Genomic DNA, 13,367 nt, shown 5'->3' with positions numbered 1-13,367 from the left:
AGAGAACTGATGGCCACAACTGGCCACAAGCTGATTAACTGAACTGATTCCAGCATCGACTTGACTGGACCTGACCGTGCCTGATGTCTGAAGAGGGTGCCAGCGGATGAACAGCAGCCTGCCCAACCAGCTGGGCTGGCCATGATGATGAAGCAACAAAGGTCGAGGAAGCCCAGGTACTGGTGCACATCACAGAATGTGGCCATATCAGCATTGATGCCCAGCTCAATAGCCGCTGGTGGCTGGCCGAGGCGGAGCGCGTCCGGCGGAGGCACACAGCTAGCCAAGAAGAAACAAAGGCTCAGGCCGTCCCAATGACTGATCCACCAGTTACACCAGCCTTGGCTCAGGCTGAAGGTCATGATTCAATGTAATGGCCAGTGAGGTCGGTCTGAATAAAACACAGTTGATCCTGATGACTAACACCACACTGAGGTTGTTGCAAGCACTGACGGCCGCCCAGCCTCAACGCACGGATCAACAGCAAGATCCCGCCCAAGAAAAATGAATGAACTGATGAGCAGCACAGTGGGCACCTGCCAGGTCCAGCAGTCAGTAGTGTGGTCTGAGAAGGAGTGTCCACGTCATTGTGAACGAGAACATCATCAGCTTATACCCAACTGCAATTAGGCCAAAGGCAAGAAGGATTTGAACTGGTCACGTTGGCCAGGCCCAGACCCACGTTGCTGGAACTGATGACACTGGCCCATCCACCTAGGAGCAGCTGATCTTTAAGGAGTTGAACACAGCCTGACGGGGACGAGTGCTGTCTGCGGGTGGCGGAGGAAGCTGGGCCATTGCAGTCAACGTGGGCACAAGGACCAAGGCCACTGGCCCCACACTTGGGGGAAGAATCATTGGGGTCACAAGACTTCAAAGTTAGGGATGGTGCTAGTACTGCCTGTGAACAGTTGCCAGCGGTTGATCCTGCCTGTTGTACTTTTGTGACCGTGTTGTTGAGGATCAGTCTGCGCGCTGACGTTGTAGCTGTGAATCTGGCAGGGAGCGGCCGTTATCGAAAGGTGATGGCGATGACATAACGCAGCATGCTGGAAGCAGTGGTGCTGGGGCATTGACGACGATAACGCCAGCGGCAACAGCGCGAATATGGCGGACGACGGCGCTAACCTGCGCTGGGTAACAGGAATGATGCGTTTAGCCGCAGCGGCGCGCAGCGCGTGAATTGGCATTCATGCCGTTCCGGATGCACAAAGGCGAAAAAGTTAGAGGAAGAAATCCAGACGGAAATAGATCGGCGCCTCACGCTCGGTGATCGCGTCGGGTCGTTCCAGGGAGTGCGCAAAGGTCACGGTGGCGGCCACGTTGGGGCCGCGGGCAAACAACTCCAGCGCGTCACTGGTCATGCGCCCGTGCTGGTCAGGGTTGTACCGCCCGTGGCTGATCACGCCCTGGTCATAGCCAATGCTGCTGCCGTACTCGGCAAACACGGTGTGCATCCAGTTCCAGGTCACCGGGCGTGTCCAGCGCAGGTCGTTGCGCCAGTAACCACCGCTGTCACCGGTGAGGGACTGGTCCTGGTAGCCGCGAATCGACGACAGACCGCCAAGGCTGGTGCGTTGTGGGCTGAACAGCACGTCTTCACTGTGTTGCCCGGTCATCAGGCTGCTGAAACTGAATGACTCATCGCCCAGCTTGAACGGCTGCAAATAGCTGAGGGTGGCGGTGTATTTGCGGTAGCGCGCGTCGGGCTGGCCGGCTTTGACGTCACGATTGCTTTGGGCATCGAAGGCGCCGATACCGTCTTGCATGCCCAGGTCGACGTTGAGAAAACCCCCGCCGATGCGCCGGCCATGGTTGATGCCGAACTGGGCTTCGCTGATGCGGTTGCTGCTCAGCGCCAGCTTGCTGTCTTCGATGTAGTTGTGGGTGCTGAGGTACGACACGCCACTGCTCAGCGAGGTTTTGCTCACGGCATCGCGATAGATCACACGCTCAAGACGTAGTTGGTGGTTCTGGCTGTCGCCGCTTTGCTTGAAGCTGAAACCGTTGGCTTGGGCCAGGGAGCGGTATTCACTTTCGTTGTAGCTGTAGGTGAGGTTCCACCAACCGAACGGCAGGTTGTAATTGAGCATCGCGTTACGCGAATTCTTGCTGGTATCACTGACCACATCGTGCCCGGCGCGCAGGGAGAGTTGATCGGACAGCCCCAGCGGGTTGTCCCAGTCCAAGCTCGTACCCGCCTGTTGGCGACCGGTGCTGCGCTGGCCGTCGTTGCCGTAGGACAAACCGGCACGCCAGGGCTTTTGCGGGGTGTTCCTGACCAATACTTCGCTGCCGCCAACTTCCTTGCCCGGCGCCAGTTCCATCTGCGCCTGGTTCGATGGCAGGCGGTTGAGCTGATCAACCATCTGCTCGATTTCCCGCAGGTTGAGCAACTCCCCCGACCTGCCCGGAAACACCTGGGCCAACTGGCGCTCGGAAAAGCCACTGCCATCGGCGCCCTTCAAGCCTTCGAGCCGGCCTTCCACCACTTGGACCTTCAAGATGCCGCTGGACAGATCCTGTTGCGGCAAATAGGCACGGCTGGTGACCAGGCCTTTTTCGATGTAGCGCTCGGTGATGACTTTAAGCAGAGCATTGAGCTGCGCTACGCCCAGGCATTGGCCAATATAGGGTGCCAGCAGGCGTTCGCGTTCGCCGGCGGAAAGCGCGTCTGCCCCCGTGAGTTCGATGGTCTTGATTAGGAAACAACGACTGTCAACCGGGGCTGCAGGCGCCACCGCTGATGGGGTTTTGCCGGGTAATTCCTTGAGTTGGTCGAGGCGCTGGCGTTGTTCTTCGAGGAGGCGGTCCTGACGGTCGCGAATCAGGTCGGTGTCGCCGGGATTGGATGCAGCTTCAGCCATGAATGAGGCAGCAACCCCCGCCAACGCCAGTACCCCAAAGGCACTCATCCTGAGTTTTGAGCCGTACATAAACACCCCAATGAAGGATGGCTAAGAGCCATCATTTCCGGGAATGCTATTCTGACAATGTATTGGCGTCAATTTGTCAAACATGAAACTTTTACAACATGCTACAAGCCATTTTTTTGGCTAACCAACTGAATACCATTACAAAGAAATATAAGTATTTGATAACAATGAATTTATAGGAATTCACACAAGCGTGATTTTTCTTAAGAGAAGGGCCTTTTCTCATGATTTACATTATTGCGTGAGAAAGTGATCACGCATGATGTGGATGCAGGCCACCCTATCGTCCCCTGCAGGGCAGCCTCAGATTTTGAATTGCCCCAGCAAGCCTTGCAGGCGGCTGCCGATCGTATACAACTCATCGACGGTCTGGACGCCCTGCTGCGTCTGGTTGGCAACTGCGTCGATGGCGCGTGCGATCTGATGCACTCCGCGGTTGATCTCTTCAGCCACCGCGGTTTGCTCCTCCGCGGCACTTGCGATTTGCGCGTTCATTGCATTGATCGTGGCGATCAGCTCGACCGTGTTGCCCAGAAACTCACCCGCCTGGTCGGCCTCGGCGTTAGCGCCCTGGGCGGCTTCGGTGGATTGGTGCATGGCCGTGACCACCCCGCCGGTAGCGCTCTCCAGACGCTCGACCATCGCTTGGATTTCCTGGGTACTGCGCTGAGTGCGACTGGCTAACGCCCTCACTTCATCGGCAACCACGGCAAACCCGCGCCCGGCCGCACCGGCACGCGCGGCTTCGATGGCTGCATTGAGGGCTAAAAGGTTGGTCTGTTCGGCAATCGAACGAATGACGTCCAGCACGGTGACGATAGACGTCACGTCGTTTTGCAGATTCTGCATCGACAGGCCACTCTCATCCAGCTCCACCGTCAGTGCCTGAATGCGCGCAATACTGCCGTTGACGATCTGCCTGGCGTGACGGGACTGCCTGTCGGTCTCGACCGCTGCGTTTGCCGCATTGTGCGCGCTGGCCGAGACTTCCTGCGCCGCCGACGACATCTGGTTTATCGCCGCAGCCACTTGGTCGGTTTCCAGGCGCTGCCGATCCATGGCCCGGTCAATCTGCCGGCTCTGCTCGGCCACATGGCTGACAGACCCGGTCAACTGTTCGCTCATCGCGACGATCTGGCTGACCAGGCTGTGAATCTTTTCGATAAAGGCATTGAACGAACCGGCCAGTTGCCCCAGTTCGTCGCGACTCACAAGCGGCAGCCGCCGCGTCAGATCCCCCTCGCCCGCGGCGATTTCATCGAGGTGAGCGCGGATCAAGGTCAAGGGCCGTAAGCTGCGCTTGACCAGCAGAAGCGCGAGTGCCCCGATGATGCCGATCAGCGCGGCAGCGATAAGCGCAATGCTGAGCATCAAGTGGTGTATGCGCAGCTCGACATCGGCCCGCACGTTGGCGACCTGGGTTTCAATGCTGTCCAGATTGACCGCGGTGACGACAACCATGTCCCACTTGGGCAAATAGAAACTGTAAGCGAGCTTGGGCACCACCTTATCGGTGTTGACGACCCCACCCGAATAGGTGACGAAGTGCGTTTGGTTTTTGGCCGCTTCGACCATCTCGCGGTTCAGGTACTTCCCGTTGATGTCTTTGCGATCACTCATGTTGGTGCCGACGCCTTCGCTGCTGTCACCGCGAAACAGGCGCACGACCTGACTGTCATAGCCGATGAAATACCCGTCATCGCCATACTTCACGTTGGACAGTCGGCTGATTGCCAAGGCTCGGCCGGAAAGGTCCCCGGCAGACGCCCGCTCATACAGTTCGGTGATGGACGTCTGAGCGATGCTCGCGTAATCCTTGAGTCGGGTGCGGCTTTCCTCGAGCAGCCGCTCACGGGTCTGTGCGACTTCCTGCTCGGCCTGGGCCTGCAACGTGCTGCGCGCGCTCAACCCTAAAACCAGCGCAAACAACAGCACCGGCAATAAGGTCAGCAACAGTATTTTGGTTTTGAACGACATCATTTAATTCCTTCACCCCGATCCTATGAAGCCGCCGATGCAAAAGCGGCCCGCGAATGTCGCGTGGCCGCGAGCAGTGGATCACCAGAGCGCGATGTCGTAGGTGAAGTAGATCCGATTACTGTCACGACCACGGGAGAAATCCGAGCGGTAGACGTAGTTGCGCAGCTTCACTCCCAGGCCTTTGAAGGTGCCTTGCTGCACCACGTAGGCCAGTTCGGCATCGCGTTCCCATTCCTTGACCGTGGTGTTGGACTTACCGTCGTTACCGCTCAGGTAGCGCGTGAAAAAGGTCAGGCCGGGGACACCCAGGGCGGCGAAGTTGAAGCCGTAGTTGAGCATCCAGGTCTTCTCGTCCTCTTCGATGAACTTACCGATACCGGCGTTGCTGAACGAATAGACGGTCGCGCCACTGATGTATGGCAACCCGGCATCCCCGCTGAGGGTCTGATACCCGCCACCGAAGGTATGCCCGGAAATGGCGTAGGACAGTTGCCCACTGAGCATGTTGTTATCGATCTTGCCGCCGTAGGCAGAGCCGCTATCGACACTGTTGAAGTAGCGCAAATCACTGGTCAGCACGCCGCCGCCCAAGGGTAGATCGTGCTGGATGCCGGCAAAATGCTGCCGGTAGAAGTTCTCCAGTTCGCCGTAGAAATAACTCAGGCGAATGTTTTTCCCCAGCTTGTATTCTCCGCCGGCATAACTGAAGTCCCCGGATTCAGCGCCGCTATAGCCGTCGGGCACAATCGGCATGCTGTCGGTGGAGTCACGCAGCTTGAATCGATCGAGGTGGCCTCCGGTGAGGCTGAGGTTCTCGATGTCGAGGCTATTGATCTGTGCGCCTTGGTAGGTTTGCGGCATCAGACGCGCATCGTTGTAGATCAGTACCGGTGTCTTGGGCAGCAAGGTCCCGTATTTGAGCGTGGTCTTGGCCAGTCGGGCCTTGGCGGTCATGCCCAGGCTGGCGAACTCGTCGGCCGCACGCCCGTCAGCGTGAACCGGCAACAAGCCTGTACCGCTGCGGCCACGTCCAGAGTCGAGCTTGACCCCGAGCAGGCCCAGGGCATCCACCCCAAACCCAACGGTACCTGGGGTGAATCCCGACTGGTAATCCAGCAGGAATCCCTGGGCCCATTCGGTGCGTTCGCTCTTGGCGGTCCTGGCCGATCGGGCACTCAAGCCATGCTCGTCGCGAAAGTTTTCATTGAAATAGACGTTGCGCAATTGCAGCTTGAGCTTGCTGTCATCGATAAATCCTTCGGCGCTGGCACTGGCCAGCGGCAACAAACCAAGCAGTGAAAACAGCACCCGTTGGGTATGTACAGTGTTCATAGCAAACTACTCATTGTTGTTATTTGGCGTGCAGGAGATCGCGCGCCTCGCGGGTGAGGCGCGTCGGTGAAAAACAGGAGGTTGGGTTGAATCAGGTGAAGAGACTGATCGCCCCGGTCAACAAAGCCAGCGCCGTGATGACCAATGAGGTGAGCACGGCCCACTTGACGGTGGCTTTCTGGAAATCGCCGATGTCGCGATCGACCATCCCGACCAACAACAGGGTCGAGGCGACCAACGGGCTCATCAGATGCACCGGTTGCCCCAGAATCGATGCGCGGGCGATCTCCAGCGGATCAATGCCGTAGGCCGCGGCGGCGTTGGCCAGGATAGGCACCACGCCGAAGTAGTAGGCATCGTTGGACAGGACGAACGTCAGCGGCATGCTGGTAACGGCCACGACCAGCGGGAACAGGTGCCCCCAGGACGGTGGAATCCAGTCAACCAGTGTCTGCGCGAGAGAATCGACCATCTTCGTGCCAGAGAAAATCCCGGCAAAGATGCCGGCGGCAAACACCAACAATACGACCGTCATGGCGTTGCCCGAATGGGCAAGGATGCGTTCCTTCTGAATGTCCAGTTGCGGATAGTTGATCATCAGCGCCAGGACGAACCCGATCAGGAACAGGATCGCGGAATGCATGATCCCCATCACCAGCGCGACCATCACCGCGATGACCAGCAGCAGGTTGACGTAGGCCAGTTTCGGGCGCTTGTGCGGCGTGTCCTCGAGTATTGCGTTGATGTAGCAGTTACCGCCGCCGCTCTCCAATTGAATGTTACCGATGCGCTTGCGCTCGGCGCGGCCCAGCAGGAACGCGGTGAACACCACCCACATCGCGCCGCCGATCATGGTCGGCAGCAAGGGTACGAAGTAGGCCCCGGCATCCAGGCCCAGTGCCGCAATCGCGCGGGTCGCGGGCCCTCCCCAGGGGGTCATGCCGCTCATGATGCTCAGCGAAAGCATGGAAATGGTCGCCAGAATCATCGGGTTCATGCCGATGCGCTTATACAGCGGAAGCATGGCTGCGCAGGTGATCATGTAGGTGGTGGTGCCGTCACCGTCCAATGCCACCACCAGCGAAAGCAACGCGGTGCCGACAGCGATTTTCATCGGGTCGCCGTTGACGCGCTTGAGGATCTTGCGAATCAGCGGGTCAAACAGGCCGGCGTCGATCATCAAGCCGAAAAACAGGATCGCGAACAGCAGGAGCGCGGCCGACGGTGCGACCATTTTCAAGCCGTCGAGCATCATCTTGCCGGTAGTGCCGCCGAAACCGCCAATCACGGCAAACACTATCGGAACCAGCGTCAGGGCGACAATCGGCGACAGCCGTTTAGTCATTATCAGGAAGGTGAAAACCACCACCATGGCCAAGCCAAGTAATGCGAGCATAAGTCAGTTCTCTTGTTCTTATAAGTAACGGGGCCGACGCACAGGCGCACGACTCCGCGCCCGCCAGTTGTGCCTGGCGGGGAGTGTTTATTGAGGTGTTTAAGGTGTCTGGGCGCAGCCGCGACCGGTCAGACGCGGTCCGTGACCGTCACACCATCCCAGTCCGGGTTCTGGGCCTGGGCCGAGATGGCAATGGGGGAAGGTTTGCCGTCCAGCGTGCGCATCAGTACTTCGCGATCGCAGGCATTTTCCGAGAGGGACATCACCACAGTCGCCACCGCATTGCTGGCCAGGCTGGTCAAGGCCCGGGCTTCCGACATGAAGCGGTCGATACCGATCAGCAAGGCAAGGCCGGCCAAGGGAATGTCGTGAATGACCGTCAACGTTGACGCCAGTGCGACAAAACCGGAGCCGGTGACACCGGCGGCGCCTTTCGAGGACAGCAGCATGATTGCCAGCATGGTCACGGTCTGGGTCAGGCTCAGGTCGATGTTGCAGGCCTGGGCAATGAACACCGCCGCCAGCGAGAGGTAGATCGCCGTACCGTCGAGGTTGAACGAGTAACCCGTGGGCAGCACCAGCCCGACCACGCCTTTGTTGCAACCCAGGGCCTGGAGTTTTTCCAACATCCGCGGCATTACCGGCTCGGTGGACGACGTGCCGAGGACCACCAGGAACTCTTCGCGCAAGTAGCGCAGCAACTTCCACAGACTGAAGCCATGCGCGCGGCAAATGCTCCCCAGCACCACAAACACGAAGAATGCGCAGGCGATGTACAGCGTCATGATCAGCTTGGCCAACGAGCCCAACGAGGTAATGCCGTACTGCCCGACCGTGAACGCCAAGGCACCAAAGGCACCGATCGGCGCAAAGCGCATCAGGTAGGAGAAGATCTTGAAGACCATGTGCGAAGCGGATTCCAGTACATCCAGTACCGGCTTGCCGCGCTCGCCAATGGCCGAAAGCGCAAACCCGCACAGCACCGCAATGAATAGAACCGGCAGCACCTCACCTTTATTGAAAGCACCGATGAACGTGTCGGGGATGATGTGCATGAAAAACTCGACCACGCCCAGCTTCGCCGCAGAATCGGTGTAGTGCGACAGCCCCTTGGTGCTCAACTGGGTAGGGTCGATGTTCATGCCCACACCGGGCTTGAACAGATAGACCGCCACCAGGCCGATGATCAGGCTGATCACGGTCAGGCCCAGGAACAGCAACATGGTCTTGCTCAACAAACGCCCGAGGGAGCGCTTGTCGCTCATGCCGGCGATTCCGGTGACGATGGTGCAGAACACCACGGGAGCGATCATCATCTTGATCAGCTTGATGAAGGCATCACCCAGCGGCTTCAAGGCTATGGCCTGTTGTGACCAGAAATGCCCGACCAGCACGCCCAACAGCACGGCGAAGAGAATCTGGACGTAGAGCGATTTTACAAACTTCATGGCATCACCCATTTTTAGAATTGTGCTGATGCAGAAACGACAATGACTAAAGGACGTTATCCGGCAAGTCGTTGGGAAGCCGCGGCGTAGACAAAACCGGAGAACAGCCTGCGCGATGTTCGCACTACCGAAGCGCGAATTGTCTCACCCTGAGCCCCGGTGTAGGACAGTACAACGTCTATTGCGCCACTGGGATGTTCAATTCGAACGTGTTTCAAGCGCGGCTCACTCACCCCGCCAAGCAATTGAGCAATCACGCTGCCTTCACTGACGCACGCGGTGGCCAAGCCGATAGAGCCGGTAATCGCCAGTGCCCGGTGGCAGTTGTGCGGCATGAAATAGCGCACCTGAAGGGTGCCGCCCGCCTTGGCCGGCGACACCAGTACGGGCTTGGGGATCACTTTATCACTGACGTCGCCCAAACCCATGGCCAGGCCGGCTTGCAGCCGCAGAGACTCCAGGCGCCCCAGGAAGGCTTTGTCGGCATCCAGTTCAGCAGGGCTTTCATCCCCACGTTTACCCAATTGGCCAGCCTCGATGATCATCATCGGCATCGCCATGTCGATGCAGGTCATCGGGACACCGTCGATCAGGTCCTGAGTCTGCCCCGTCGGGAACAGCTTACCGGTTTTGCTGCCCGCGGCATCCAGGAAGGTCAGCTGCACGGGAGCGGCAGTCCCCGGCACGCCATCAATGGCGGTGTCGCCTTCGTAGCTGACGGTCCCCTCGGGAGTGTGTACGTCTGCGTTCACAAACGTCCCCGTGTTGAGGTTGCGAATACGCACACGCGTCAGGCCTTTAGACGCCTTGACCAGCCCCTGCTCGACCGCAAACGGGCCAACGGCGCAAAGCATATTGCCGCAATTGGGCGCGGTATCGACTCGACGCTGGGAGACCATCACCTGCACGAACAAATAGTCGACATCCGCGTCCGGGTGCAGCGATGGGCTGACGATGGCGACCTTGCTGGTTTGCGGGCTCCCACCGCCAATGCCGTCAATTTCCAGCTCATGGCCGGAGCCCATCAGGTTGAGCAGCAGCTCATCACGCTGTTCGATCGCATCAGGCAGGTCCCAGGCGAGAAATACTGGCCCCTTGGACGTACCGCCGCGCATAAGCACACAAGGAATTCGTTGCATGACCACTGACTCTTATTGATCAATCGGGTTGATTAATGCTCTTGAGGCAAGAGTCGCAGGCTTTGAAAAATGTTTCCAATGCAAATATCAGCCCGATTATTGCGTTTAGCGAATGACAAACTTAGGATGATTGAACGCCGCCGCCCTCTTCCATCGAGTTATAAAAAATGCAATATGAGCTAAATGACATACGATCGTTCGTGAAAATCGCCGAACTCGGGAGCTTCCACGAGGCTGCCGATGCATTGCACCTGTCCCAGCCGGCGCTGAGCCGGAGGATGAAAAAACTGGAGGAAGGCTTGGGGACCGCTCTTCTCGATCGCACCACCAGAAGGGTGAGTCTCACGAGCGTTGGTCGGGACTTTCTACCCAAGGCACGCCGCCTGCTGGACGACTTCGACGACTCGATACTCAACATCCGAGAGCTGGCAGAGCGACAGAGCGGACGGGTCACCCTTGCCTGCATCCCGACCGCAGCCTTCTACTTCCTGCCTTCGGTCATCCGCCTCTACAACGAGCGCTATCCGCAAATCCGTATCCGCCTGCTCGATCTCAGCGCCAACGAAGGCCTGGAGGCCGTGCTGCGCGGAGAAGCCGACTTCGGCATCAACATGATGAGCGGCCAGCACCCCGACATAGAATTTGTGCCATTGGTCGACGAGCCTTTTGTATTGGCGTGTCGACGCGATCATGAACTGGCGGAACGTAGCGCGGTGACCTGGTCTGAACTCAGCAATTACCGCTTGATCGGCGTCGGACGCCTGAGCGGCAACCGGATGTTGCTCGATCATGCGTTATCGGGCTTGAGCTGGCGCCCGCAGTGGTTCTATGAGGTGCAACACCTTTCGACGTCGCTGGGCCTGGTGGAAGCCGGCCTCGGTGTCTCGGCCGTGCCGAGCCTGGCGATGCCTGCCGTGGATCATCCGACGCTGGTCAGCATCCCGTTGATAGAGCCCATTGTGAACCGTTCATTGGGACTGGTTTACCGCCGCGGAGCCTCGTTATCTCCAGCGGCGGAGAAATTTGTTTCGATTCTGCTTGAGCAATGGGAGAAGTGAATGGGTTCTGCTGGCGAGCGGTGTGTCATTTACCGCGAGCGCGCTCATAAAGAGCGCGCTCAAGCCGCGAGCGCCAGCCAAGTTGTGGTGTTTTTCGGTGAACTTGTGCCCTGCCCCGCCAGTCAGCTAACTGAACGCAACTCAACGGTGGGTAACGGATGCATCTCTCGCGGCAGCAACAAGTAGCCCTGGTGACCGGGGGCGGCAATGGTTGATTTCAAGCACGAGCCACAGAGCGCCATCGACGCCCACGGCATCATCGGCGACATGCGCAGCGCCGCCCTGGTGAACGACAAGGGCAGCGTCGACTTTTTCTGCTGGCCGGAATTCGACAGCCCGTCGATCTTCTGCGCGCTGCTCGACACGCCCGACGCCGGCATTTTCCAGCTCACGCCAGACCTGCCCAACGCCCGCCGCGAACAGATCTACCTGCCCGACACCAACGTGCTGCAGACCCGCTGGCTCAGCGATGACGCCGTGGTGGAGATCACTGACCTGTTGACCATCGGTGAGGAAGACGACCTGCCCCTGTTGATTCGCCGCGTGCGTGCGGTCAGCGGCCAGGTGACGATCCACCTGCGCTGCGCCGTGCGTCATGACTATGCGCGCGCGCCCACCCATGCCAGCCTCGACAACGGCACGGTGTGTTTCGCCGCCCACGGCCAGCCCGCTCTGCGCTTGTCGAGCAGCCACGCACTGCAGGTCGAAGACAACGCCGCAGTGGCCAGCTTCGTCCTGACCCAGGAGGAAGGCGCCGAATTCGTCCTCGGCGGGCAGGACGACCCGCGCGTCGACAGCAGCTGCACCGACCTGGCGTTGACGCACACCCTGGCGTTCTGGCGCGGCTGGATCGCGCAATCGAACTACCGCGGGCGCTGGCGCGAAATGGTCAACCGCTCGGCCCTGGCCTTGAAGCTTTTGACCTCGCGCAAACATGGCGCAATCATCGCCGCCGCCACCTTCGGCCTGCCCGAATCGCCCGGCGGCGAGCGCAACTGGGACTACCGTTACACCTGGATCCGTGACGCCTCGTTCACGGTCTACGCGTTCATGCGCCTGGGTTTTGTCGACGAAGCCAACCACTACATGCGTTGGCTCAGAGAGCGCGTCAGCGACTGCAGCGACCAGCCCGTCAAGATCAACATCCTGTATGGCATCGACGGCCGCCAGCAACTGCCCGAAACTCAGCTGACGCACTTGCGCGGGCATGGCGGCGCGACGCCGGTGCGTATCGGCAATGAGGCGTTCGACCAGGTCCAACTGGACATCTACGGCGAGTTGATGGACGCGATTTATCTGGTCAACAAATACGGCGAAGCCATTTCCCACGACGGCTGGAAACACACGGTCGAACTCGCGGATCAGGTCTGTGATATCTGGAACCGCAAAGACGTGGGTATCTGGGAAATGCGTGGCGAGCAGCATCACTTCCTGCACTCGCGGCTGATGTGCTGGGTGGCGCTGGACCGTGCGATCCGCCTGGCGTCCAAACGCTCGCTGCCGGCGCCGTTCGCGCGCTGGGACCAGACGCGCCAGGCGATCTACGCGGATATCTGGGGCAATTTCTGGAACGAAGAACGCGGGCACTTTGTGCAGCATACCGGCAGCACCGCGCTGGACGGTTCGATGCTGCTCATGCCGCTGATGCGCTTCGTCGCCGCCACCGACCCGCGCTGGCTCTCGACGCTGGCAGCGATCCAGAAAAGCCTGGTGCGCGACGGCATGGTCTATCGCTATCGCAACGACGACAGCCGGATCGACGGCCTGCCAGGCACCGAAGGCGCGTTTGCCGCCTGCTCGTTCTGGTACGTCGAATGCCTGGCCCGCGCCGGGCAGGTCGAAAAGGCGCATCTGGAGTTTGAGCAGTTGCTGCGCTACGCCAACCCGCTGGGGTTGTACGCCGAAGAGTTCGACAACCAGGCGCGCCACCTGGGCAATACGCCGCAGGCGTTGAGCCATTTGGCACTGATCAGCGCGGCAACGTTTCTGGATCGCAAGTTGAGCGGCGCGAAGACGGTGTGGCAGCCTTGAACGCCACCCGTCGAGGGTCAGCGAGGCCGCGATGACGGAGGGTCGGG

Annotated in this window: 8 protein-coding genes; 2 read left to right on the top strand and 6 right to left on the bottom strand. The window is 59.3% G+C overall.

Translation table 11 applies throughout. The features are described from left to right. Positions 1-1,223: 1,223 nt before the first annotated feature. The 6 genes from RGV59_RS16515 to RGV59_RS16490 form a co-directional block, all read right to left on the bottom strand. Entirely contained in the window at positions 1,224-2,915 is a 1,692-nt protein-coding gene (locus RGV59_RS16515; RefSeq protein ID WP_126585868.1) for a ShlB/FhaC/HecB family hemolysin secretion/activation protein, read from the bottom strand. Between the two features lie 324 nt (positions 2,916-3,239). After that, complete coding sequence (locus RGV59_RS16510; protein ID WP_126585831.1) at positions 3,240-4,913, bottom strand: methyl-accepting chemotaxis protein; 1,674 nt, start codon at positions 4,911-4,913, stop codon at positions 3,240-3,242. Positions 4,914-4,994: 81 nt separating this feature from the next. Next, entirely contained in the window at positions 4,995-6,248 is a 1,254-nt protein-coding gene (locus tag RGV59_RS16505) for an OprD family porin (RefSeq protein WP_017846933.1), read from the bottom strand. Between the two features lie 91 nt (positions 6,249-6,339). After that, the gene (locus RGV59_RS16500; protein ID WP_017846932.1) at positions 6,340-7,644 is read right to left on the bottom strand and encodes a CitMHS family transporter; all 1,305 of its coding nucleotides are present in this window, start codon (positions 7,642-7,644) and stop codon (positions 6,340-6,342) included. A 128-nt stretch (positions 7,645-7,772) separates the two neighbouring features. Continuing rightward, entirely contained in the window at positions 7,773-9,104 is a 1,332-nt protein-coding gene (locus RGV59_RS16495; RefSeq protein ID WP_026140016.1) for a dicarboxylate/amino acid:cation symporter, read from the bottom strand. Positions 9,105-9,148: 44 nt separating this feature from the next. Continuing rightward, a complete protein-coding gene (locus RGV59_RS16490) occupies positions 9,149-10,231 on the bottom strand; it encodes a 4-oxalomesaconate tautomerase (protein ID WP_026140015.1) in 1,083 nt (360 codons plus the stop codon). Positions 10,232-10,398: 167 nt separating this feature from the next. Here RGV59_RS16490 and RGV59_RS16485 point away from each other — a divergent pair, with 167 nt between their 5' ends. Both RGV59_RS16485 and RGV59_RS16480 read left to right on the top strand, forming a co-directional pair. After that, positions 10,399-11,289: a LysR family transcriptional regulator gene (locus RGV59_RS16485; protein WP_017846929.1), complete on the top strand. Its 891-nt coding sequence runs from the start codon at positions 10,399-10,401 to the stop codon at positions 11,287-11,289. A gap of 207 nt (positions 11,290-11,496) precedes the next feature. Continuing rightward, positions 11,497-13,320, top strand: coding sequence for a glycoside hydrolase family 15 protein (locus tag RGV59_RS16480; RefSeq protein ID WP_126585830.1), 1,824 nt, complete (start codon positions 11,497-11,499; stop codon positions 13,318-13,320). Positions 13,321-13,367: the final 47 nt, after the last annotated feature.

Origin of the sequence: Pseudomonas sp. FG1 (genome assembly GCF_034313875.1) — a bacterium.
In the GTDB taxonomy this organism is placed as follows: Bacteria; Pseudomonadota; Gammaproteobacteria; order Pseudomonadales; family Pseudomonadaceae; genus Aquipseudomonas; species Aquipseudomonas veronii.
The sequence above is the reverse complement of the archived record's forward strand: the minus strand, read 5'-3'. Positions and strand labels throughout refer to the sequence as shown.

What these genes read in the sequence shown, in the direction of transcription:
- RGV59_RS16510 (WP_126585831.1), bottom strand. Translation starts at nt 4,913, where the DNA reads ATGTCGTTCAAAACCAAAATACTGTTGCTGACCTTATTGCCGGTGCTG.
- RGV59_RS16500 (WP_017846932.1), bottom strand. Translation starts at nt 7,644, where the DNA reads ATGCTCGCATTACTTGGCTTGGCCATGGTGGTGGTTTTCACCTTCCTG.
- RGV59_RS16485 (WP_017846929.1), top strand. Translation starts at nt 10,399, where the DNA reads ATGCAATATGAGCTAAATGACATACGATCGTTCGTGAAAATCGCCGAA.
- RGV59_RS16495 (WP_026140016.1), bottom strand. Translation starts at nt 9,104, where the DNA reads ATGGGTGATGCCATGAAGTTTGTAAAATCGCTCTACGTCCAGATTCTC.
- RGV59_RS16515 (WP_126585868.1), bottom strand. Translation starts at nt 2,915, where the DNA reads ATGAGTGCCTTTGGGGTACTGGCGTTGGCGGGGGTTGCTGCCTCATTC.
- RGV59_RS16505 (WP_017846933.1), bottom strand. Translation starts at nt 6,248, where the DNA reads ATGAACACTGTACATACCCAACGGGTGCTGTTTTCACTGCTTGGTTTG.
- RGV59_RS16480 (WP_126585830.1), top strand. Translation starts at nt 11,497, where the DNA reads ATGGTTGATTTCAAGCACGAGCCACAGAGCGCCATCGACGCCCACGGC.
- RGV59_RS16490 (WP_026140015.1), bottom strand. Translation starts at nt 10,231, where the DNA reads ATGCAACGAATTCCTTGTGTGCTTATGCGCGGCGGTACGTCCAAGGGG.